This window comes from Clostridium vitabionis (assembly GCF_015351765.1).
Classification (GTDB): domain Bacteria; phylum Bacillota; class Clostridia; order Lachnospirales; family Lachnospiraceae; genus Clostridium_R; species Clostridium_R vitabionis.
The window spans coordinates 261,440-282,774 of the sequence record NZ_JADKQA010000001.1 but is presented as its reverse complement, the minus strand read 5'-3'; the positions used below and the strand labels follow the sequence as shown (position 1 = coordinate 282,774).

Below are 21,335 nucleotides of genomic sequence, written 5' to 3'. Positions count from 1 at the left end.
ATTTGTAATCGGATGAATGCATTTGTTGTCTTTCTGTGATATGCCACAGGTGGTTAAGATATGACCATAAACCAATATCAGTCAGGAGGATAATACGATGGCAAGCACATTAGTTCAATTCAGAACAGAAGATACAGAAAAGCTTCGTGCCGTTCAGATCCTTGATCGTCTCGGGCTCTCTCTTCCCGCATATCTGAGGATGTGTATTTCAAGGCTGAACCAGGAAAACGGTATTCCTTTCAGCATGAAAATAGAGGAAGAAACCAATCCCGGCATCCGTGCTCTTCAAAGGGCCAGTCGGATTGCAGAGGAATATGGCATCTCAGATATGACTCTCGAGGAGATCAATGCCGAAATCGCAGAGGCAAGGAAGTAAAAACCTGTGAAGTATTATGTGGTTATCGATACGGATGTCCTCGTCTCAGCAGTTCTGAAAGCACACTCTGTTCCGGGTAGCATCGTAGAACTTGCCTTTGACGGGCCAATCATACCCATTCTGAATGAGGTGATAGAAAAGGAATATCGGGAAGTACTTTCCCGTCCAAAGTTTCATCTTCCCGAAGATCTCATAGAAGCCATTATGAGCACTTTTCATAAACGTGCCCTTTATGTCGATGCCGAGCATCTCGACGTAGAACTGCCGGATCCCAAAGATCTCGTATTTTATGAAGTGGTTATGAAAGAACGAAAAGAGGAAGATGCTTATCTTGTGACCGGAAATATCAGGCATTTCCCAAACAGACCTTTCATCGTGACCCCTCGGAAGATGCTGGACATTATCCTCAGGGATCAGGATTTCCGAGATGAGTAATCCCTGACCAGAACAGAGGCCGCCATGCCCAACACTTACCTTCCCGGCGATACCCGGCAGCGTGTCCAGGACCTTATCAAAAACAGGAAGATCACCCAGGCCGAACTTGCTGAAAAAGTCGGTCTTTCCAACAGTGCTCTCAGCCGGTATCTCCAGGGGCGGACAACGAACCTGGGAGATGGCTTCATCATCCGGATCGTCAAATACTTTAATGTGTCGACGGACTTCCTCATCCATATCGACCTTCACACTGATATGGTTCTTTATTCAGAAAGTTTGGACAAGAGGCATACCGTCTCGACGTTGTTCCACGTGAGCAGCAAAAACTCCATGGCGGTATTGCTCCTGATCAAGCATTCACAAGTTTCAGAAACTTTTTATCGTTCATCTGCTCATTCGTAATATATTCTCCGTCATGAAACAACGCATAGTTTGTAATCGGAGTCGGAGCATTCTGTGCTTTCTCTCTGCTTTCGATATGGATCGCATGGAATGGTATATCATTTTCTCTGGCAGTCTGCTCCAGCACTGGAATATACTTCGCATTGAACGGACACTGGCTGATGTAATACAGTACATAACCTTTTTCTTCTATGCGCGGATGCTTTGCACATTCCCTGAAATGAGGCTTGTCTGCATCCGTCACAAATGGCAAGTACCACAACTGAATGCCATTGTCCGCCTCGTCGCATACGGTAAAGCCCTTATATTTCAGAAACTTAGGGTCGGCAAGGAACGGCTTCTTCTTAGCTGCTGCCAATATACACAGTCCTTTCTTCCCCTTTTCTTTACTGTCCTCAATACAGGCGTTCAGCAAGTCTGCAGAATAGCCATGACCTTTGAAGGAACCGGACACCCACAGGCAATCGATATACATATAGCCGTCAGCCTGGATTGGAACCCACGCGTTCTCAGCCGGGATATATTCTATAAAGCACTTTCCCCGCTCCACACTCTTCAGAAAGACAAGTCCCTCTTCAAACCTGTCGGCCAGCCACGCCTTCTTCGATGACACCTGAACATCCTTATTATTGGAAATGGCACAGCAGATATGCTCCTTTTCAAGATTTTCCTTTGTAACTCTGATATACTCCATAGGATCAATTCTCCTTCACTTTTATCGGATGACGGATCACGGTCCTCAGCTTCTCCGGTGCTGCTTTCCGCGCATCGCTCAGATAAATCTCATGGTGCATGCGTTCGTCCGTAATATCAAGAGCATATCCCTGCTCTTCCATAAATCTGTGCATCGCCGCTACCGTGGCAGGCTCATCATCATAAGCCCCGATATGCATACACTGAACACACAGCCCTTCTTCATAGGTAAAGAACTCAACTTTCGAAAAATCCTGTTTCTTCTTTGCCGCAGCTTCTTTGACAGCCCAGTCAAAATCATCTTTCGTCACAAAATCCGGCAGACGGATGACGGAGATCCACCGGAAAGAATCCTTATGGGTATAATCGACACCGATCACTCCATCCTGCCACCAGAATCCTTCCAAAGGCGGCACCACATAATCAAAATATCCATCGATCTGATAGCTGCCTTTCTTACTCATCTTGATCGTAAAAGTAATACCGTACAGAAGACCTATCGCCTGTTTGTACTCGCCTTCCTCATCATTGGGATCCCCGCTGCCGCGTACCGCGATAAAATTCATTTCCGGCACAGTTACTATTGAAGGTGTTCCTTTCGGCATATAGAATTCTTGGTATTCTTTTTTGAAATCAAATGCCATAAATGTTAATCCTCCTCATAAAGCTGTAATGTCTCCTCTGCATTCCTGCGGATAATATCCCGCGCTTCTGCCGGCTCCAGCACTTCAGCCTTCGCTCCGAAAGTCATGAGCCAGGTCACAAGGTTTTCCATATCCGTGTAGTCCGCTGTAAAGAGCAGTCTTCCATCATCCGCTTCTGTAAAGCAATCAGGTCCGAAGTCTTCGATCAGGCGCCATTTCATATCCGGTGAAAATAACGCCTTAACCTTAATCTCACCCGGAAATATTTTTTCAGCTGAAAGATCCGGCATAGGTGCATCTCGGCAGACAAATTCTTTATCCGTTTCTGTAACGCGATCCATGCGATTCAGCTTAAACAATCTGTAATCCTTACGATCCATACACCAGCCCCAAAGGTACCAGCTTGACCATCGAAATACCAGATAATAAGGTTCAACCGTCCGCTCGCTGTCACCGGACGGAGCATAATACCGAAACCGGACCATGTGCCTGTCTCCGATCGCATCCTGTATCGTTTCTATCTTCGGCGCCAGCGAATCCCGATACCACGATGACAGATCGATCAAAATGGAATCCCGTCCGCTGATGAACTCAGAAGATCCTGCCTGTATTTTTTCCATCAGCTGACCGTAATAACTGCTCCCGCTCACGCTGTCCAGGCTTCTCAGTCCTGCAAGGATCATCTGCATGTCCCTGGATGTCAGGATTGTCCTGTCCATCCGGTATCCGTCCATAATACTGATCCCGCCGCCAGTGCCCTGAACTGTACGAACAGGAATACCGGCCTTGCAAAGGTCCTCAATATCTCGGTTAATCGTCCTGCGAGACACTTCAAACCTTTCTGCCAGTTCAGGAGCTGTTGTCTTGTCTTCCTGCAATAAGATTGACAATATTCCTATCAGCCTGTCTATCTTCATATTCTCTTACGCTCCATTTATATACTAACGCATATAACACGACATCTGTATGTCATGTTTATTATATCAGGGCAATGCAATTTCAGCAAAAGGAAAACCTGTGGAAATCCCATATCACGGTTCATTCCACAGGTTTTTTCACATACTCTTCAAACTTTAGTAGTCTGTCAAATGTCTTTCTCTGAACTCTTGATCCTGTAATAATCCTCAGCATCAACGCTAATCTCAACACAGTCCTTCGGCTTCGCATTTTTCTTGCTCAAGAGGCACACCGTCTCCACGTTCGCCGTCCCCGGGAACATATCGACGCAGCAGCACCGCGTCGTCCGGTATCCAGCCTGCCGGAAGATCTGGAGGTCGCGCTGCAGGCTCGTCGGCTTGCAGGAGACGTAGATGATGTGCGGCACGCCGAAGCCAATCAGCTTGCTGATGGCCTTCGGATGGATGCCGTCGCGCGGCGGGTCGAGGATCATCAGGTCAGGCTTCTCTGTGAGCTCATCGACAACCTTCAGGACATCCCCGGCGATAAAGGTGCAATTGTCAAGGCCGTTCAGCGCTGCGTTTTCCCGCGCGGCCCGCACCGCCTCAGCGACGATCTCCACCCCGACCACATGTTCCGCGACCGGGGCAAGGATCTGTGCGATCGTCCCGGTGCCGCTGTAGAGGTCATAGATCGTCCGCACGCGGGCAGCTTTTCCGCCTAACGCCTCCAGGGCGTACTCACGGACCTTCCCGTAGAGCACCTCAGCGCCGCCGGAGTTGGTCTGGAAAAAGGAAAATGGCGTAATCCGGAATGCCAGCCCGAGAAGGCACTCTGTAATGTAATCCCTGCCGAACAGGACTTCGGTTCCCTCGTCCTTCACGGCGTCCGCGAGGCTGTCGTTCCGCGTGTGGAGTACCGAGGCCAGGGAGCCGGAAAGCGGCAGCTCCCTGAGAACACGGACAAATCCGCCGAGAAGCTCCCTCTCCCGTTCCGGGTCAAGCTGTGTCGTGGTTACAAGGTCAACCAGCATTTCCCCTGTGGCGCGGGAGCGGCGGACGAGGAGATGGCGGAGATAGCCGGTATGCTGCATTTTCCGGTAGAAAGGCACCCCGCTCGCGGCAAAGTACTCCTTCGAAGCCCGGAGGACGGCACAAAAGTCCGGATGGACCAGCTGGCACCGGTCCGTGGTCACGATGTCATAGAAGCTGGCCGCCCGATGGAGGCCGAGGGCAAATGCACCGTCCTTCGTCTCATCACCGAACGAATATTCCATCTTGTTCCGGTAACCCCGGTCGTCCGGCCCCGGAAAAATGCCCTCGAACACTTTCGCGATCTCCGGGCTCACCTGCGTGAGCAGCCGGAGAACCTGGTCCTTTTTGATTTCCCGCTGGGAACTGGCGGGAACGGTCTGGTAGAGGCAGCCGCCGCAGATGCCATAGTGCGGGCACGGATTTTCCTCTGTTTCCAGTGGAGAGCGCATGGTCACCTCACGCAGCCGGCCTTCCATCCTTTCCCCGCGCCGCTTCGACACCACGAAACGGACTCTCTGTCCGGGGATTGCCCCCTTGACCGTCACAAGGCCGCCATCGCCGTCGGTGTCATCGTCGCTCTCCACGCGCACAATTCCCCGGTTCGGAAAATCCATCCGGAGCACATTTCCCTCATATTCCAGCCCTTTTTTCATATCAATTCTCCAAGCAAATTTGCTAAGTTCGAACTGCGCTGACGCTTGTTCTCACTAAGCAAATTCGCATAGCTCGCACTAAACTCGCACTTCGCCCGCTGGGCTCGCGCCCCGCTCCGCGGATAGCCACTCCACTAAACTCGTACTGCGCTTTTGCTTGTCCTCGTTAAGTGGCTGGTTATTGTTAAGTGCTCTGCTAAGAAAAAAGCGTGATGGAGCCGAAGCAGCATCACGCCCGCACAGACACTTCGCAGTTCTCAGTTACTGGTCTTCCTTCTTGCTGTCATCCTTATCGTCAGCATCTGTATCATCATCGTCATAATCGAACTCATCGTCGGCGTCATCATCATAATCCTCATCGTAGTCGTCGAGATAGTCCGGCTCGAGAAAACGATACACCGCATAAGCGATTGCCGCTACCGCCGCGGCAGCGCCGACAAGCGCGAAGATCCAGAGAATCCGGTTCTTCTGCTTCTCTTCCTCCTCCTGACGGTGAATCAGGTCACTGAGTCTCGTGGCATTGGCAATCTCCTCAAATTTTGCCATTGCGTCCTTGCTGATGTTGCTGAATCTATCCATCCCAGATACCCCTTTCCGCACAATCTTGCGTATCTGTCCAGCGCATGTCGGGTATGGCCAAGCGCCGTAACTTTTGCTTTATTATAGCACGCGGAATGACCGCGTGTCCATGCCGGCGGCATACCCGGGAGGCATTTTTTTCCTTCCGCTCCGGCATCACGCGAAACGGCGGCCTCGCCTCAGAAGCCGTTTTTTCCATCTGTCCCGGTTCCGGAGAAATCAGGCCTTCTCCAGCCGCGCGAGGGAGACGAACATCTTCTTCACCCCGAAGCGGTCGAATTCCACGGTGATCTCGAAGTCCTTTCCGCCGTCCTCGACACTGCGTACCGTGCCCTCGCCGAACCGTTTGTGCTTCACGCGGTCCCCCGGCGCGAAATCCACAGAGGCTGCCTTTTCCACCCGGAATTCTTTTCCGAAGGTCGGCGCGGCGGGCTTCCGCGGCCGGCTTGTCCTGCCTGCGCCGGGACCCGCTGTCCCGGAACTCCCCGGGAAACTGTTCCTGCCGCCGGAGAACTGGCTCCCGCCGGAGAAGGACAGATCTGATGGCTCTTCCCCGAAATCCGGCGCATTTTCCCGCGACCTCGCGCGGGCAAGAGCCGACCAGGAATCCTGCATATCCCTTTCCAAAAGCTTATCCGGAATTTCACTCACGAACCGGCTCTCCGCCTCAGTCTGCCACTCGCCGTGGATCATGCGCCGGCGCGCCGCTGTCATTCTGAGTTCTTTCCTTGCGCGAGTGATCCCGACGTAGCAGAGGCGCCGCTCTTCCTCCATATCCGCCCCGTCGCCGCTCATGATGGATTGCATGCCCGGGAAGAGGCCATCCTCCATTCCCGCCATATAGACGTAGGGGAATTCCAGACCCTTGGCGGCATGAAGGGTCATCAGCACAACCCGGTTTTCCGAATCGTCCAGGTTATCGATATCCGCGACCAGGGCAACATCCGCAAGAAAGCCGTCCAGCGTTGGCTCATCAGCGTTCTCGGCGTAGAGTACCGCCTTGTTGGCCAGCTCATCGATATTGTCGAGGCGGGCCTGGGCCTCCTCCTCAGTCTTCTCCTGCGCGCGGATCTCCTCCCGGTAGCCGGTGTCCTGGAGAACCGCCTCGATGAGCTCGCGCACAGACAGCGTCTTGGCCTTTTCCCTGAGCGAACTGATCTCGTCCGTGAAGGACTGAATTTTCGCCCCCGCCCTGCCGAGCGACGGGATATTGTCCGCGTGCTCCAGCGCTTCATAAAAGCTCATCTGGTTGGCGGCGGCAAAGACCGCGGCTTTCCCGATCGTGGTCTGCCCGATGCCGCGCTTCGGCACATTGATGATGCGCTGGGCGGCGACATCGTCCGCGCCGTTGGCGATGGTTTTCAGATAGCACAGAACATCCTTGATCTCTTTTCTCTGGTAGAAGTTTACCCCGCCGACGAGACGGTAAGGAATATTATACGCGAGAAATTTTTCCTCCAATACCCGGGACTGGGCATTCGTCCGGTACAGCACAGCAAAATCCCGGTACGCGGCGCCTTTTTTGAGCTTGACGAGGACATCCCTGGCAATCCCCTCCGCCTCATCGTAGGCGGAATCGTACATGGAGAAGCGGATCTTATCGCCCTCCGGGTTGGCCGTCCAGAGCGTCTTGTCCTTCCTGCCCCGGTTGTGATGGATCACTTCATTTGCCGCCGCCAGGATATTCTTCGTCGAGCGGTAATTCTGTTCCAGCTTGATGACCCTGGCGCCGGGGAATTTCTTCTCGAAACTCAGGATATTCCGGATGTCCGCCCCGCGGAAGCGGTAGATCGACTGGTCATCATCGCCAACGACGCAGAGGTTCCGGTATTTGCCCGCCAGCTGGCTGACCAGCCGGAATTGGACCGTATTCGTATCCTGGTACTCATCCACCATGATGTAACGGAACCGCTCCTGATAGTAGGCCAGAATATCCGGAAACTGGTCGAACAGCTCTACCGTCTTGAGCAGCAGGTCGTCGAAATCCAGGGCGTTGTTCTTCTTCAGAAGCTTCTGGTACTCCATGTAGCAGGCAGCGTAGACCTTCTCCGGATAGCGGCTCCCGTAATCCGCCTGGTAGGCATCCTCGTCCTCCATGGCATTTTTCGCCGCGGAGATGTGGCCGAGAACCTGCTTTTCCCGGAATTTTTTCGGATCCACCCGGCAGTTCTTGAAGACCTCCTTCATCAGGGTTTTCTGGTCGTCCGTGTCATAGATGGAAAAACTGTTGCTGAAGCCGAGATTGTCGATGAATCGCCGGAGGATCCGGACACACATGGAGTGGAAGGTGGATACCCAGACCTGGTCCGCGCCAAAACCGACAATGTTATCCACGCGCTCACGCATTTCCCCGGCGGCTTTGTTGGTAAATGTGATTGCCAGGATATGCCACGGCTCAACGTGTTTTTCCTCGATCAGGTAGGCGATCCGGTGCGTCAGCACCCTTGTCTTTCCGGAACCCGCGCCGGCAAGGACCAGCAGCGGCCCCTCGGTGGCAAATACCGCTTCCCTCTGTTCCGGATTCAGCGTGTCATACTTTCCCATGGTGCTATCCCTTCCTCAGACTGCTTGTCATCTGGTTTTTGATACTATATAATCAAAATAAGGTGGTGATTGCTGATGGTTTCCAATCAGGATATTCTGAATGAACTCATGAACTATGTGGACGGTCTCTCCCACATCCGCTCAGATGAGGTACCGGACATTGATCTCTATATGGATCAGGTGACAACCTTCATGAATGAGCGGCTTGCCGGCACGCGGGCAGACAGAGACGGCGCGGTGATCACGAAAACCATGATCAATAATTACGCGAAAAACCGTCTTCTCCCCGCGCCGGTGCGGAAGAAATACTCCCGCAGCCATGTCCTCCTGCTGATTCTGATCTATTACTTTAAAAATGTCCTCTCCTTCACGGACATTGAGACGATCCTCCATCCTCTCTGTGAGGGGCATTTTTCCCGTGAGGCGGATCCGGCTCTCGCGGAGATCTACGACCGGGTATTCACCCTGGAGGACAGTGCCCGGAAAAATCTCCGAAAGGACGTCGAGGAGAAATTCGCGCAGTGCGAGGATACCTTCGCGGATGCCCCGGAGGAAGACCGGGAGTACCTGCGCCTATTCGCCTTCCTCTGCTCCCTCTCCTTCGATGTGTACGTCAAGAAGGAGATGGTGAACCAGATCGCGGGGATTCTCCGGGAGGAAGGTGTTCCTTCCGCGCAGGGCGCCCATGAGCGGGTTCCCGGAGAAAATTAGAAATGTTTCCGGCAAATACAAGATTGCCCGGCGTCAGCCGCCGCTCATCGGCGGCACCGGCACCGGCCTTCTGCGGTCAAAGACCTCGCTGACATCGAAGAGGTCGCTCAGATGGTCCTTGGACGGGTGGTTCTCCGGAAGGTCATAGTACATCCGGTAGCCGTCCAGGTTCCGCCTCCCCTGGCGGAAGTAATCGTCCCCGAGCTGCACATAGTACTGGCTCCCGTCCACGTTGCAGAAATAACGAAAACCCGCCTGGTACAGATACTGGTAGCGCTCGGAGGAGGTGTCATAGGGATGCCAGTCCCCGATATCGCTGCCAAACGGGAACAAGATAATATCCGTCTGCCCGGTCAGCGGCTCTACCCGCTGCTCCCATTTATCCGTATCGGTCCGGAAAGCATCCATGCTGATGGCTCCCATATTCCGGTGCCCCCAGCTGTGGGATGCCAGCTCATAGCCGTCGTCGCGCAGCGCCTGGCAGACCGCCTTCGCCTGCGCCCTCTCCTCATCAATATTGAAATCCGGATGTTTCGCCAGAAAGTCAAGGTTTGTCGCGTAGTCGTCGTCGGTCCGGTAACCCAGGATGCCGTTATAACCGGTGAAGGCAAGGCAGGCCTTGGCGCCCTTGTAGGAAAAATCCGGATGTTTGTCAATAAAGTGGTCCAGAATCGGCACCAGGTCATAATCCCCTGTGGAAATGCTGCCGTCGTCGTTCTTGTATTCGCAGGTTGGCCTTCCATCCTCCCCGATCACCATCTTGGTCGCAAAGCCGTCGCCTTCCATGTATTCATAGTAGCAGACGTCATCCTGAGACATGACGAGCGCCTGTTTTCCCGGAGGAAGCTCGATATCCCCAGCGACCATGTGCATCTTGCCGTCCTCGCCCTGCTCCTCATGAGCACAGTCGTGAAGGCGCACCAGCACAAACCCCTTTGCGTAGAGGGAGTCCAGGATTTTCTCAAATTCCAGCTTCGTGGTCATCACCTGATTGTAGCCATCCTGCTTTTTGTCCCCGTCAAATGCCTTTTCTGTGTCAATGATCAGGGTATGAAAAAAGACATGGGTGATTTTATTCACATCCTGTTTCTGCAGGGTGGATTTTGTCTGCTGGTACTCCGCGATTTTCGCTGTCACGGCGCTGTCTTCCGCATACTCGCTGCCCTGGAGCTTCTCAATCGCCCCATCGTAATCGTAGCCCGCCGCGAGGCGGCCAGCGTCGGCGAGAACCGCTTCCGCGCCGGTGAGTGTCTCCGCCTCCGTACTCTCCTCCCCGCCGGACGGCCCGGCACCGGAAGAGCTGTTCCCGTCTTCGGGAGATCCTACGGATTCCGCCACCGCCAGGCTGGCTTCACTGCCGCTTCCTGGAATCAGCCTTCCGGGGGCGAGGATTCCCCGCCGCCAGGCAAGGACTCCGGCGATGACCATCAGGACAGCCAGCACCGGAATCAGAACCTGGTAAGAATAAATGCCGCCGAAAAACCCTCTCCTGCGGCGGCTTCTTCTCTTTCTCATGATTCTTTCCTCCTTGCTCCATGCATGCTTTCGCTTGCGCGTCTATCTTACCCGAATCCCCTGCCAGCGTCAAGAATGCGAGCTTTCCTTATGGATTTTATGACATTAACGTGATAAAATAGCATTGCTGTACCATTTTACTTGATGACTGTCGGGCAAATGTCAAGATGATTCGCTATTTTGCTCTTTTGGGGGTATTCATGAACGACAAAATTCATTCCGAGGAAGTTGACCGCCTGTTCCAGGGAATCCTGACCCTCCGGAATACGGAGGAATGTTATCAGTTCTTTGAGGACGTCTGCACGGTAAACGAAATCCTCTCTCTCTCCCAGCGCTTTGAAGTCGCCGCCATGCTCAGGGAGAAGCGCACCTACCTCGATATCGCGGACAAGACCGGCGCCTCGACGGCGACCATCAGCCGGGTCAACCGCTCCCTGAATTACGGCCGTGACGGCTATGACATGGTGCTGGGGCGTCTTTCGGAACAGGAAAAAAAGTGAGCTCCGCGCGTAACAGCAAAATCCGGAATACCGGGAGAGCTTTCTCTCCCCGTATCCCGGATTTCATGATTTCTAAGGACGTCACGATTTCTCAGAACGTCACGATATCCTTGATCGGCTCCGCCGGCTCGACGGACTCCGCGTAGAGCATCGGCGCGTCGCTCTCATATTCAGGGCGGTATTCATAGCGGATCGTTGCGCGGACGCGCACCCAGTCCCGGTTGTTCAGCTTCCGCCCGCCCTTCGCGCGGCACATAAAGCCCAGGAAGGACATGTCCGCCTCGCAGCAGGTCATCGCCATGCGCCCCGGGACGAAATCATTTGACGCAAATTCCGGGCGTTTCAGCACCATGCCAGTGAACTCCACGGTTTTCCCGTCGTAGCGCTCCTTATTGTCGAACGCGTCGATGTACCAGACGCCGTAATCCTCCGGCTTGATCTCAATCACATCAGCGTTCACATCGAAGGGCAGGGCGTCCTCCACCGTGCCGGAGACCTCGCCGTCCTTATCCTCGAAAATGATCTCGACCCTGGCATTCATCCCCTTCAGGATCCGGTGGAAATCATTCAGCCGGTCATAGACACCGTCGCACCGGTTGACGATCAGCATTTCCGTGTTCCGGACCATGATCCCGAGCAGGGATTTCATGCCGAGGTTGTTCAGGTACATGTCCAGCGTAGACCCGTCGATGATCGTGATCTGCTGGTAGAGCGTCCACGTGTCCGGAAGGACTAGCTTGGACACATCCCACATACCGTTCCACTCCATCAGCACCCGCTCGGGCGCGAAGGTTTTCTCCAGGCCTGCCAGATATTCCGGCGTCAGCGTCTCCATGTCGTCGATGACAATCTTCTGGGTGTTCGTGCGCCGGAGAAGGTCATCGTCATACTCCTCCTCGCCCTCCTCGCAGACCAGAAGCAGGGTCAGCCCTTCGGTCTGGAAATAATCCTGCTCCATGGTAAAGCGGATGAACTGTGTTTTTCCGGCTTCCAGGAAGCCGTTGATGAGAAACAGGGGGAGTTTTTCTTCCTCGTCGCTCCCCGTGTCCTGCGTATATTCTTCGTCAGCCATTCGGTACCTCCGTGATCTTGTCCCTCCGGCGGGCTGCCATTCATTATCCGACAAATGCCTTCTTCAGGGCATCCTCGCGGAGATCCGCCCCGATCACTACAACCTTGCCGGTGTAGTCCGCCGCGCCGTCCCGGATTTCAAACTGCTCCGGAACCATGTCAAAGTACATCCATTTTCCGGCTTCCGCGGTCGGCAGCATGCCCTTGCAGCGGATGATCGTCCCGAACTCGTCACTCGAGCTCATGCGCTGTAGGATGCTGTCCAGCTTCTCGCGGGTAAATGCGTGCGGCGTCTCCAGCCCCCAGCTGGTGAAGATTTCGTCCGCGTCGTGGTCTTCGCCGTGGTGGTGATGATTGTGGATGTGCACGCCGTCATCCCCGTCCTCATCATGATCGTGGTGGTGATGCTCCTCATCCTCCTCCTCGTCGTGATGATGGTGGTGGTGCTCCTCATCCTCCTCCTCGTCGTGATGATGGTGGTGGTGCTCCTCATCCTCATGATGATGTCCGTCCTCATCGTGGTGATGGTGATGCTCGTCCTCATCATCGTCATCGTCGTGCTCATGCTCGTGCTCCCGCACGCGCTCCATGACCTCGCGCATCATGTCCTCCTCCATGGTGTCCGGACGGGAAATGATGTCCAGGAGCTGTTCGCCGCTGAGCTCGTCCTCCGGCGTCGTGATGATCACCGCCTTCGGGTTGATGCCGCGGACAATCTCCACCGCCTCCTCGATCTTCTTCTCATCAGCGATATCGGTGCGGGAGAGGACCACCGCCCCGGCATACTGGATCTGGTTGTTGAAAAATTCGCCGAAGTTCCGGGCGTACATCTTCGCCTTCTTGGCATCGACGATGGTCACCGCCGCGTTCAGCTCCACATCAAGATTCTCGGAAACCGATTTCACGGCGCCGATGATATCGGAGAGCTTTCCGACACCGCTGGGCTCGATGATGATGCGGTCCGGCGTGTATTTCTCGATCACCTCGCGGAGAGAGGTCTCAAAATCGCCGACCAGGGAGCAGCAGATGCAGCCCTGGTTCATTTCCCGGATCTCGATGCCGGCATCCTTGAGGAATCCGCCGTCGATGCCGATCTCGCCGAATTCGTTCTCAATCAGGACAACCTTCTGCCCCTTCAGCGCCTCCCGGATGAGTTTCTGGATAAATGTCGTCTTCCCCGCGCCGAGGAAGCCGGATATAATATCAATCTCTGTCATCAGATTTAACCTCCGTAAAACTGCTTTTTCCCATCAGCAACCTTCATTTTTACATTTTCCTGTATCCGATGTCAAGTAGGCGGCAACATCCGCCGGCTTTCCGGCGAGCAGGCAGGGATGAAAGGCGGCAAGCTCCGCTTTATCCCGGTAGCCCCAGAGGACGCCGATGGTCTTCATCCCGGCGCTTGTCCCGGTCTTCATGTCCGTATTGGTGTCACCCAGGTAAATGCACTCCTCCGGGGAGACGCCAAACTCCCCAGCAATCGCCAGGGCGCCCGCCGGATCCGGCTTTTTGGGAAATCCGGCGCGCTCGCCGCGGACCGCGTCAAAGTATCCCCTGCCGAAAATCGTCTCGATGTTCTCGACCGCCTGGGCATCCGGCTTGTTGGAAAAGCAGGCAATCTTTACGCTGTTCTTTTTCAGGAATTCCAAAAGCTCCGGGATGCCGTCGTAGGGCCTGACCTCCCGCATGCAGTTCGCCGCGAAGACCGCCATGTAGCGTTTTTTTGCCTCCTCGAGATGCGTGAGCTGGTCATCCCCGCGAAGGCGGAGCGCCCGGGTCATCTGCATGATATAGCCGTCCCCGACGATTTTTCTAGTGTCCTCCTCCCGGATTTCCTTCATGCCGAAGCTTAGGAGCACCTGGTTTGTGCACCAGGTCAGGGCACCCAGCGTGTTGAGGAGCGTGCCATCCAGGTCAAAAACCGCTGCTTTGATCATTTCCGTCCGTCCTTTCTGTACCTGCACTGCCGGCGGCACATCCCGGCTTCCGGAGGAATGCCGGCGCCCCCGGAATATCCCGGCACCCGGAGGAATGCCGGCGCGGCATCTCCGCCGCTGTTCCGGCAGCCGCGGCATCCCGCGCCGCGCGCCGCGCCTCCGCCTCCCTGCGGGAATACACGCAGCCGCAGAAATCCTGCCGGTAGAGGCCGTATTCCCGGGAGAGCTCAATCGACCGGTGATACCCCTCCCGCTTCTTGAAATCCGAGTTCAGGAAGGCCACCCCGTACTTTTTCCCCATCGCCTCCCCGATCGTGTTCAGGCGGGCCGCGTTTTTCAGCGGGCTGATGGTCAGGGAGGTGGTGAAATAGTCAAAACCGCCGGCCTTTGCGGCCTTCGCCGCCTCCTCAAGGCGCAGGGAAAAGCAGATCCCGCAGCGGTTCCCGCCCTCCGGGTCGTCCTCGTGGCCGCGGACAAGCTTCCGGTAGCGCTCCGGATCGTACGTCCCCTCGAGGAAATGCACCGGATACTTCACCGGCATTTCCCGGATCAGGCGCATTTCCTCCCGGACGCGCTTCTCATATTCCTCCCGGGGAGAAATGTTCGGGTTATAGTAAAACACCGTGATCGCAAAGTGGCTGGACAGATACTCCAGCACATAACTGCTGCACGGGGCGCAGCAGGCGTGGAGAAGAAGGGTCTTCGGCTCCCCGCCGCAGGGAAGCCTCTCCAGCACCTGCTCCATCTCCTTCTGATAGTTTCTCTTTGGCATCGCCATCGCCGGTCCTCCCCCTCCCCCGGAAGCCGCACCGCGGCCTCCGGATAGGATGAAGAACGGCAGCTGCCTTCTGGAGCAGCTGCCGAACCACATTTAATACAGGAAATCGTGGATCCGCCTGCTGCGGACCGGATTTCTGAGCTTGCGGAGCGCCTTCGCCTCAATCTGGCGGATCCGCTCACGGGTAACGTTGAATTCCTTGCCGACCTCCTCGAGGGTTCTCGGATGGCCGTCCTCCAGGCCGAACCGCAGGATGATAACCTGGCGCTCCCTCTCCTTGAGATCCTTGAGCAGGGTGTCAATGTGCTCGCGCAGCATGACCGACTCCACATTCTCCTCTGGGGTCGTGATGTTGTTGTCCGCCACAAAATCACCCAGGTTGGAATCGTCCTCCTCGCCGATCGGCGTTTCGAGCGATGCCGGCTCACGGGCGATCTGCATGATCTCCATGACCTTCTCCTCGGTCATGTCGAGCGCCTTCGCGAGCTCCGGAACCGACGGCTCACAGCCGAGCTCCAGGGTCAGCTTCCGCTGCATCTTGGACATCTTGTTGATCGTCTCTACCATGTGGACGGGCACGCGGATGGTTCTCGCCTGGTCCGCGAGCGCCCTCGTCACCGATTGGCGGATCCACCAGGTCGCGTACGTCGAGAGCTTATAGCCCTTCGTGTAGTCGAACTTTTCCACGCCCTTAATGAGGCCGAGATTGCCCTCCTGCACCAGGTCAAGGAAGCTCATCCCGCGGCCGGTATAGCGCTTGGCGATACTCACGACAAGGCGCAGGTTCGCCTCGATCAGGCGGTCCTTTGCCCGCTGGTCGCCCTCACTCTTGCGCTTCGCGAGAGCCTGCTCCTCCTCGGCGGAGAGCAGCGGGACAGTGCCGATTTCCTTGAGGTACATGCGGACCGGATCCTCCGTCCCGATGCCGTCCAGGAGGTTCACCGCACTCAGGTCGATCTCCTCGCTCTCATCTTCCTCGTTCTTCAGAAAATCATCATCGGGATCGGCTGTCGCCTCAACTCCGGCCTCGGCTTCCGCCTCGATCTCCGACTCGTTCAGCTCCGAATTGCCGGAACCAGCGCTGTCCGCGTCGTCCCCGGCAGACATATCCACCCGGATCCCGCTCTGGTCCAGATAATTGTAAATCTCCTCCATCTGGTCCGGATTCAGGTCATCTTCCTCAAACGCGTTATTGATCTCGTTGACATCCAGAGAATCATTCTTCTTGTGGCCGAGTTCTGCGAGCTGCTGCATTTTCCGTAAAAACTCTTTTTTGTTCACAGTAACATCCTTTCACCTTAGATGCCTAGCCCCATTCCATCTCCGTGCGAAATTTCATTATACATCAAGATTAGTATTGTGTCAATGAGGTATTTTCTGTCAGACGTAACCGTAAATCCCACGCACCGACACCTCGCCGGAAAGGACATTTTCCATCGTCCCGTCCTCCCGGCGGACCATCAGCTCTCCCCGGTCGTTGATGCCAAGCGCCGTTCCTGTGTAGCTGCCCTCCTGGCGGAGCACCTGGACCTTGTTGTCCCGGTTGGCCAGGCGCGCGTTATAGTCCTCCATGAGCTGGCTCATGTCCCCGGTTTCCATAAAACGGCCGTAAACCTCCTCAAACGCCTTCATGACGGCGCCGATCACCGGCCCGCGGCGGATCCTCCGTCCGGTCTCCAGATAGAGCGATGTCGCCGTGGCACGGATGTCCTCGGGAAATGTCTCGGTGTTCACGTTGATGCCGATGCCGGGAACGATGTAATTGATCGCGTCGAGCTCCGCGCTCATCTCGGTCAGAATCCCGCAGACCTTCTTTCCGTTAACGACCACATCATTCGGCCATTTGATCTTTGTGTCCAGGCCGCAGGCCGCGCGGATGCCCTCCGCCACGGCCATCGCCGCCGGAAGCGTCATCATGGGCGCAGACGACGGGGTAAGCTCCGGCCGGAGCAGGATGCTCATCCAGATTCCCACGCCGTGGGGGGATTTCCAGACGCGCCCGCGCCGCCCTTTCCCGCCGGACTGGTAGTCCGCCACGGCCAGGGTGCCGTGGGGGGCACCGTTCTCCGCCTCCCTCTTGATGACATTGTTCGTGGAGTCCACCTCATCAAAATAGAGGAGGTTTTTCCCGGCCCAGCGGGTCTCAAGGGAGCTCGCGATCTCCTCATAGCTCAGGATGTCACCGGCCATCTTCAGATGATATCCGCGGTTTCTGACAGCCTCGATCTCATAGCCTTCCTCCCCGAGCTGGCGGATGGCCTTCCACACGGCGGTCCGGGATACCTGGAGCTTCTCGCAGATATCCTGCCCGGAAACGTACCCTTCCGTCTCCTTCAGCATTCTGAGAATTTCCGTTTTCAACACAAGCACCTCCTAAAGGGCAGTGACGGCGGCAAGCACCGCCATTCCCAGAAGGAACGCCCCCGCCGGCAGAAGGAACAGCACCGCGCGGGACTCGGTCCTTTTCGCTCTCCACTCCCGGAGATTTTCCAATCCGTCCGCAAGGCAGACAATGGCGGAGAGAAGAAATATCCCCGGGAAACACAGCGCAAGCCTGACCGGTTCAAGAAAGGCCAGAACCGAGAGGACGCTGATGACAAGCCCCGCCGCCGTATGGAACAGGAGCGGCGTCATCAGGTTCCGCTTTCCGGCCTTTATCTTCCTGCTGTTTTTCATGCCAGACCCTTATTTGCGCCCGCTAAGCCCCGCATTGATCCGGGCTGTCGTCTCCGCCGCCTCCCGGCCGCCCTCGCCGGTCTCGTCATCGATGCAGGGATCCGGTGCCGGCGCTTTTTCCGGCCTTGCGGCCTTATCCACCGGTGTCGCGTCGCCGATCCCCAGCGCCTCCCCGGCGACGCCGAGCGTGCCGACGATGCCGGCGACATCGGTGGGCATATAGATCTTCGTCGCCCTGCCGTCCGCCACATCCTTCAGCGCCTGGATCCCCTTGAGGCGCAGCACCGACTCGGAAGCATTGGCTTCATTCAGCTTCCGGATACCGTCCGCCTCTGCCTCATAGACCAGGCGGATCGACTGGGCGCGGCCTTCCGCCATCGCGATCTGGGCATCCCTCTCCGCCTCGGCGGCAAGGATCTTCGCCTTCTTGTCGCCCTCGGCGCGGGAGACCACAGCCTCCTGGTGCGCCTGCGCTTCCAGGACGGTCTGACGGCGCTCGCGCTCCGCGCGCATCTGCTTCGTCATGACCTCCTCGATTTCCTTCGGCGGCTTGATATTCTTGATCTCCACGCGGGTCACCTTGATGCCCCACGCATCGGTCGCCTCATCCAGGATCGCCTGCATCTTCGCGTTGATCGCGTCGCGGCTGGTCAGCGTCTGGTCCAGCTCCATATCGCCAATAATATTTCTCAGCGTCGTCGCCGAGAGATTCTGCAGGCCAATGATCGGATTTTCCACCCCGTAGGTGTAGAGGCGGGGATCAAAGCAGCGGCAGTAGGTGACGCTGTCCACCATCATGGTGACGTTATCCTTCGTGATGACGGGCTGCGGCGGGAAATCCAGAACCTGCTCCTTCAGGGAGACTTTCTTGACGATTTTCTCGAGGAACGGGATTTTCAGGTGAAGGCCGGCGACCCAGGTCGCCTTGTACTGCCCGAGGTACTCAACCACGTAGGCCTGTGCCTGTGGCACGATGCGGACATTGGTGATCACCAGGTAAATTGCAATAATCAAGAGAGCCAGCACGAGAATCATAGGGTTGTCCTCCTTTGTCAATCAGACGCGGTTTCGATTGTCATATCTCCGTTCATTTCCGGCAAAAATTCAGCCGTCCTTCCTGTCCCTCCTCTGCCGTGCCGCCTCAAAGAGGAGCACCGACGCGGCGATCGCCGCATTCAGGGATTCTACCCTGCCTGCCATCGGGATGATCACCCGCGCATCCGCAAGGGCAGCGGTCTCCTCCGTGAGGCCGGCAGCTTCATTGCCGATCAAAAAACCGGACGGCTCCCGGTAATCCATCTCCTCATAGGCAGCTGTGCCATGGAGATGGGCGGCATAAACGCGAATGCCCATCTCCCGGATCTCCCGGATGGTTTCCCGAAGATCCGGCGTGACCAGAAAGGGAACCCGGAAAATGGCGCCCATCGTGGAGCGGATCACCTTCGGGTTATAGATATCCGCGCTCTCCTCATTCATGATGACCCCGGTGACCCCGGCTCCCTCGCCGGCGCGGAGAATCGTGCCCAGGTTCCCCGGATCCTGCAGTGTTTCCAGGATCACCAGCAGCGGGGGACGGTGGATCATCCCGCCCCGGGCACCCGGACGTTCGGCTTCCCGCCCGCCGCTTTTCCCAAGCACATCCGCCAGTGTCCAGGCCTTTTGCCTGGCGACAGCGAGGATTCCCTGCGGATTCTGGGTATCGGACATAGCGCGAAATACCTCGCCGGACACTTCCTCATACATTTTTCCCCGGAGCAGCTGTTCCGCCTCCGCTTCATGCTGGCGCATGTACTCCGAGGAAACATAAACCTCCCGCAAGTCCTCCGGAGGGAGCTCGGCGAACATCCGCGGCCCCTCGACGATGAACAGCCCCTGCTTTTTTCTCTCCCGGGCTTTCCCGCGCAGGGCGAGCACCGCCTTCACCCTGCTGTTCTGGGTACTTGTAATCATAGTTTTTCCAGCTCCTCCTGCCATATCCTCACGCAGGCATCGCTCGGCATCCGGAGATCGCCGCGCGGCGAGACGGCAGCCGAACCCACCTTCGGCCCGTCCGGAAGGCAGGATCTCTTGAACTGCTGGGAGAAGAACCGGCGGTAAAAGGTTTTCAGCCACTTCAAGATCACCGCGTCCTCATATTTTCCCCGGAAGGCGGCCTTCGCCAAGCGGTAGATCTTCCCGGGCCGGAAGCCGGCGCGGAGCACATAGTAGAGAAAGAAATCGTGAAGCTCATACGGCCCCACCAGATCCTCCGTCTTCTGGGAAATCTTTCCGTCCTCCGGCGGGAGAAGCTCCGGGCTCACCGGCGTATCCAGGACATCGAGAAGGACGGCCGAGAGAGCCGGATCCCCGCAGGTGTCCGCATAATAGCGGACCAGATGGCGCACCAGCGTCTTGGGTACCCCGGCGTTAACGCCGTACATGGACATATGGTCGCCGTTGTAGGTCGCCCAGCCGAGCGCGAGCTCAGACATATCGCCCGTCCCGATGACCAGGCCATTTTCCTTATTGGCCACATCCATCAGGATCTGCGTGCGCTCCCTCGCCTGGCCGTTCTCATACGTCACATCGTGGGTTTCCATGCTCTGGCCGATATCCCGGAAATGCACCGTCACGGCATCCCGGATCGGGATCTCCCGGAGCTCTGCGCCGAGGCGCCTCGTCAGCTCACAGGCGTTCGTATAGGTCCGGTCTGTCGTGCCAAAGCCCGGCATCGTGACGGAGATGATGTTCTTCCGGGGAATGCCCGCCGCGTCAAAGGCACGGGCAGTGACAATCAGGGCGAGCGTGGAATCCAGGCCGCCGGAAATCCCCACGACCGCGTGCTGGCAGCAGGTGTGCAGGAGACGCTTCCTGAGCCCCATGGTCTGGATCGACAGGATTTCCTCGCACCGCTTCTCCCGGTCAGCCTGCACTGAGGGGACAAAAGGCGCGGGATCGATCACTCTCTCCAGCGGCTCCCCGGTTTCCCTGAGGGTAAATGGCACGAAGAGATAGCGGTCTCTCCCCTTCTCCCGGTAGGTCGTCATTCTTCTCCGCTCGCCCTCCAGGCGCTCGAGATCCACGTCGGCCGTGATCATCCCGTTCTGAAACCGCCCGGATTCCGCGAGGAGATTCCCGTTCTCGGCGATCAGGTTGTGGCCGCCGAAGACCAGGTCCTGGGTGGACTCCCCGATGCCGGCATTGGCGTAGACATAGGCGGCGAGGAGCCGCGCCGACTGCCCCTCGACCAGCGTCCGCCGGTAATCCGCCTTCCCGGTCACCTCATCGCTCGCGGAGCAGTTGACGATCACCGTCGCTCCCGCCTCGGCGTGGGAGATGCTGGGCGGATCCAGCACCCAGAGATCCTCACAGATCTCGGCGCCCACAATCAGGTTCGGCTGATTCTCGCAGGCAAAGAGAAGGTGCGAGCCCATCGGCACTGCATATCCGTCGAAGGAGACCGTCACCGGTTTTCCGAAACCCCGCGTGAAATAACGCATTTCATAGAATTCGCTGTAATTGGGCAGCCACTTTTTTGGGATAAAGCCGAGAACCCGGCCGTCCTGGACTGCCGCCGCACAGTTGAACAGCTTTCCGCTGTACATCACCGGAACACCGATAAAGGCCAGCAGATCCGTCCCCCGCGTATGCGCGGCTATAGCCTTGAGCCCGTCCAGCGCGGCATCCAGAAGGGATCGCTGGTTGAACAGCTCGCCACAGGTATAGGCCGTCACACAGAGCTCCGGAAAGACGGCGATCTTTGCGCCCCTCTCCGCCGCCCGGTCAATCCCGGCCATGATCTGCTCGCAGTTGTACGGGACATCCGCCACCCGGACGTCCGGCGTCACCGCCGCGACACGGACAAATCCATCTCTCATGTTCGTCTCCTCACCGTCTGATGATCAATTGAT

General features: G+C 56.7%; 22 protein-coding genes. 5 read left to right on the top strand and 17 right to left on the bottom strand.

The annotated features are described in order from the left end of the window. The first annotated feature begins 97 nt into the window (after positions 1–97). From ISF27_RS01250 to ISF27_RS01240, 3 genes are read left to right on the top strand one after another with little or no spacing between them, the layout of a single operon-like run. On the top strand, positions 98–376 hold the full coding sequence (locus tag ISF27_RS01250; protein ID WP_194608377.1) for a type II toxin-antitoxin system RelB/DinJ family antitoxin: 279 nt from the start codon (positions 98–100) through the stop codon (positions 374–376). 6 nt (positions 377–382) lie between these two features. Next, positions 383–811: a putative toxin-antitoxin system toxin component, PIN family gene (locus ISF27_RS01245; RefSeq protein WP_194608375.1), complete on the top strand. Its 429-nt coding sequence runs from the start codon at positions 383–385 to the stop codon at positions 809–811. Between the two features lie 24 nt (positions 812–835). After that, the gene (locus ISF27_RS01240; RefSeq protein WP_194608373.1) at positions 836–1,213 is read left to right on the top strand and encodes a helix-turn-helix domain-containing protein; all 378 of its coding nucleotides are present in this window, start codon (positions 836–838) and stop codon (positions 1,211–1,213) included. Here ISF27_RS01240 and ISF27_RS01235 read toward each other — a convergent pair. The 6 genes from ISF27_RS01235 to pcrA all read right to left on the bottom strand — a co-directional run bounded on the left by ISF27_RS01235 (position 1,161) and on the right by pcrA (position 8,257). Then, complete coding sequence (locus ISF27_RS01235; protein WP_194608371.1) at positions 1,161–1,907, bottom strand: N-acetyltransferase; 747 nt, start codon at positions 1,905–1,907, stop codon at positions 1,161–1,163. The two genes, ISF27_RS01240 and ISF27_RS01235, sit on opposite strands and share 53 nt — an antisense overlap. A 4-nt stretch (positions 1,908–1,911) precedes the next feature. After that, positions 1,912–2,550, bottom strand: coding sequence for a GyrI-like domain-containing protein (locus ISF27_RS01230; RefSeq protein WP_194608369.1), 639 nt, complete (start codon positions 2,548–2,550; stop codon positions 1,912–1,914). Between the two features lie 5 nt (positions 2,551–2,555). After that, positions 2,556–3,467 (bottom strand): helix-turn-helix transcriptional regulator, encoded by a 912-nt coding sequence (locus tag ISF27_RS01225; protein ID WP_194608367.1) that lies wholly within the window; start codon positions 3,465–3,467, stop codon positions 2,556–2,558. 167 nt (positions 3,468–3,634) lie between these two features. Next, entirely contained in the window at positions 3,635–5,134 is a 1,500-nt protein-coding gene (gene rlmD, locus ISF27_RS01220; protein ID WP_194608366.1) for a 23S rRNA (uracil(1939)-C(5))-methyltransferase RlmD, read from the bottom strand. 261 nt (positions 5,135–5,395) lie between these two features. Further along, positions 5,396–5,713, bottom strand: coding sequence for a DUF4366 domain-containing protein (locus ISF27_RS01215; protein ID WP_194608364.1), 318 nt, complete (start codon positions 5,711–5,713; stop codon positions 5,396–5,398). Between the two features lie 219 nt (positions 5,714–5,932). Further along, entirely contained in the window at positions 5,933–8,257 is a 2,325-nt protein-coding gene (gene pcrA, locus ISF27_RS01210; protein ID WP_194608362.1) for a DNA helicase PcrA, read from the bottom strand. 75 nt (positions 8,258–8,332) lie between these two features. On the opposite strand from pcrA, the gene ISF27_RS01205 reads away from it, so the two are divergent. Next, positions 8,333–8,968, top strand: a complete 636-nt coding sequence (locus tag ISF27_RS01205; RefSeq protein WP_194608360.1) for a DUF1836 domain-containing protein — start codon at positions 8,333–8,335, stop codon at positions 8,966–8,968. A gap of 33 nt (positions 8,969–9,001) precedes the next feature. Here the strand turns inward: ISF27_RS01205 and ISF27_RS01200 are convergent, their stop codons facing one another. Continuing rightward, positions 9,002–10,483 carry a polysaccharide deacetylase family protein gene (locus tag ISF27_RS01200; RefSeq protein ID WP_194608358.1) on the bottom strand — a complete coding sequence of 494 codons (1,482 nt, stop codon included), beginning with the start codon at positions 10,481–10,483 and terminating at the stop codon, positions 9,002–9,004. A gap of 200 nt (positions 10,484–10,683) precedes the next feature. Here ISF27_RS01200 and ISF27_RS01195 point away from each other — a divergent pair, with 200 nt between their 5' ends. Next, complete coding sequence (locus ISF27_RS01195; protein WP_194608356.1) at positions 10,684–10,983, top strand: YerC/YecD family TrpR-related protein; 300 nt, start codon at positions 10,684–10,686, stop codon at positions 10,981–10,983. A gap of 91 nt (positions 10,984–11,074) precedes the next feature. Here the strand turns inward: ISF27_RS01195 and ISF27_RS01190 are convergent, their stop codons facing one another. The 10 genes from ISF27_RS01190 to ISF27_RS01145 form a co-directional block, all read right to left on the bottom strand. After that, the gene (locus ISF27_RS01190) at positions 11,075–12,055 is read right to left on the bottom strand and encodes a TIGR03943 family putative permease subunit (protein ID WP_194608354.1); all 981 of its coding nucleotides are present in this window, start codon (positions 12,053–12,055) and stop codon (positions 11,075–11,077) included. Between the two features lie 43 nt (positions 12,056–12,098). After that, a complete protein-coding gene (locus ISF27_RS01185) occupies positions 12,099–13,271 on the bottom strand; it encodes a CobW family GTP-binding protein (protein WP_194608353.1) in 1,173 nt (390 codons plus the stop codon). A 33-nt stretch (positions 13,272–13,304) separates the two neighbouring features. Beyond that, the gene (locus tag ISF27_RS01180; RefSeq protein ID WP_194608351.1) at positions 13,305–13,991 is read right to left on the bottom strand and encodes an HAD family hydrolase; all 687 of its coding nucleotides are present in this window, start codon (positions 13,989–13,991) and stop codon (positions 13,305–13,307) included. After that, positions 13,969–14,769 carry an epoxyqueuosine reductase QueH gene (locus tag ISF27_RS01175; protein WP_407926034.1) on the bottom strand — a complete coding sequence of 267 codons (801 nt, stop codon included), beginning with the start codon at positions 14,767–14,769 and terminating at the stop codon, positions 13,969–13,971. The genes ISF27_RS01180 and ISF27_RS01175 overlap by 23 nt, the downstream gene beginning before the upstream one ends. A gap of 93 nt (positions 14,770–14,862) precedes the next feature. Further along, a complete protein-coding gene (rpoD, locus tag ISF27_RS01170; protein ID WP_207727361.1) occupies positions 14,863–16,023 on the bottom strand; it encodes an RNA polymerase sigma factor RpoD in 1,161 nt (386 codons plus the stop codon). Positions 16,024–16,149: 126 nt separating this feature from the next. Further along, positions 16,150–17,133, bottom strand: coding sequence for a biotin--[acetyl-CoA-carboxylase] ligase (locus tag ISF27_RS01165; RefSeq protein WP_407926033.1), 984 nt, complete (start codon positions 17,131–17,133; stop codon positions 16,150–16,152). Between the two features lie 9 nt (positions 17,134–17,142). Next, on the bottom strand, positions 17,143–17,445 hold the full coding sequence (locus ISF27_RS01160) for a DUF6637 family protein (protein WP_194608346.1): 303 nt from the start codon (positions 17,443–17,445) through the stop codon (positions 17,143–17,145). A 9-nt stretch (positions 17,446–17,454) separates the two neighbouring features. Continuing rightward, positions 17,455–18,480 (bottom strand): SPFH domain-containing protein, encoded by a 1,026-nt coding sequence (locus ISF27_RS01155; protein WP_194608345.1) that lies wholly within the window; start codon positions 18,478–18,480, stop codon positions 17,455–17,457. A 69-nt stretch (positions 18,481–18,549) separates the two neighbouring features. Continuing rightward, positions 18,550–19,395 (bottom strand): TrmH family RNA methyltransferase, encoded by an 846-nt coding sequence (locus tag ISF27_RS01150; RefSeq protein ID WP_194608344.1) that lies wholly within the window; start codon positions 19,393–19,395, stop codon positions 18,550–18,552. Continuing rightward, positions 19,392–21,302 (bottom strand): NAD(+) synthase, encoded by a 1,911-nt coding sequence (locus ISF27_RS01145; protein ID WP_194608343.1) that lies wholly within the window; start codon positions 21,300–21,302, stop codon positions 19,392–19,394. The genes ISF27_RS01150 and ISF27_RS01145 overlap by 4 nt, the downstream gene beginning before the upstream one ends. Between the last annotated feature and the right edge of the window lie 33 nt (positions 21,303–21,335).

Excerpts from the sequence above, each read along its gene's own strand:
- ISF27_RS01155 (WP_194608345.1), bottom strand. The coding sequence starts at position 18,480 with ATGATTCTCGTGCTGGCTCTCTTGATTATTGCAATTTACCTGGTGATC.
- ISF27_RS01215 (WP_194608364.1), bottom strand. The coding sequence starts at position 5,713 with ATGGATAGATTCAGCAACATCAGCAAGGACGCAATGGCAAAATTTGAG.
- ISF27_RS01195 (WP_194608356.1), top strand. The coding sequence starts at position 10,684 with ATGAACGACAAAATTCATTCCGAGGAAGTTGACCGCCTGTTCCAGGGA.
- pcrA (WP_194608362.1), bottom strand. The coding sequence starts at position 8,257 with ATGGGAAAGTATGACACGCTGAATCCGGAACAGAGGGAAGCGGTATTT.
- ISF27_RS01190 (WP_194608354.1), bottom strand. The coding sequence starts at position 12,055 with ATGGCTGACGAAGAATATACGCAGGACACGGGGAGCGACGAGGAAGAA.
- rlmD (WP_194608366.1), bottom strand. The coding sequence starts at position 5,134 with ATGAAAAAAGGGCTGGAATATGAGGGAAATGTGCTCCGGATGGATTTT.
- ISF27_RS01180 (WP_194608351.1), bottom strand. The coding sequence starts at position 13,991 with ATGATCAAAGCAGCGGTTTTTGACCTGGATGGCACGCTCCTCAACACG.
- ISF27_RS01200 (WP_194608358.1), bottom strand. The coding sequence starts at position 10,483 with ATGAGAAAGAGAAGAAGCCGCCGCAGGAGAGGGTTTTTCGGCGGCATT.
- ISF27_RS01230 (WP_194608369.1), bottom strand. The coding sequence starts at position 2,550 with ATGGCATTTGATTTCAAAAAAGAATACCAAGAATTCTATATGCCGAAA.
- ISF27_RS01150 (WP_194608344.1), bottom strand. The coding sequence starts at position 19,395 with ATGATTACAAGTACCCAGAACAGCAGGGTGAAGGCGGTGCTCGCCCTG.
- ISF27_RS01235 (WP_194608371.1), bottom strand. The coding sequence starts at position 1,907 with ATGGAGTATATCAGAGTTACAAAGGAAAATCTTGAAAAGGAGCATATC.
- ISF27_RS01160 (WP_194608346.1), bottom strand. The coding sequence starts at position 17,445 with ATGAAAAACAGCAGGAAGATAAAGGCCGGAAAGCGGAACCTGATGACG.
- ISF27_RS01175 (WP_407926034.1), bottom strand. The coding sequence starts at position 14,769 with ATGGCGATGCCAAAGAGAAACTATCAGAAGGAGATGGAGCAGGTGCTG.
- ISF27_RS01250 (WP_194608377.1), top strand. The coding sequence starts at position 98 with ATGGCAAGCACATTAGTTCAATTCAGAACAGAAGATACAGAAAAGCTT.
- ISF27_RS01225 (WP_194608367.1), bottom strand. The coding sequence starts at position 3,467 with ATGAAGATAGACAGGCTGATAGGAATATTGTCAATCTTATTGCAGGAA.
- ISF27_RS01145 (WP_194608343.1), bottom strand. The coding sequence starts at position 21,302 with ATGAGAGATGGATTTGTCCGTGTCGCGGCGGTGACGCCGGACGTCCGG.
- ISF27_RS01240 (WP_194608373.1), top strand. The coding sequence starts at position 836 with ATGCCCAACACTTACCTTCCCGGCGATACCCGGCAGCGTGTCCAGGAC.
- ISF27_RS01205 (WP_194608360.1), top strand. The coding sequence starts at position 8,333 with ATGGTTTCCAATCAGGATATTCTGAATGAACTCATGAACTATGTGGAC.
- ISF27_RS01185 (WP_194608353.1), bottom strand. The coding sequence starts at position 13,271 with ATGACAGAGATTGATATTATATCCGGCTTCCTCGGCGCGGGGAAGACG.
- rpoD (WP_207727361.1), bottom strand. The coding sequence starts at position 16,023 with ATGCAGCAGCTCGCAGAACTCGGCCACAAGAAGAATGATTCTCTGGAT.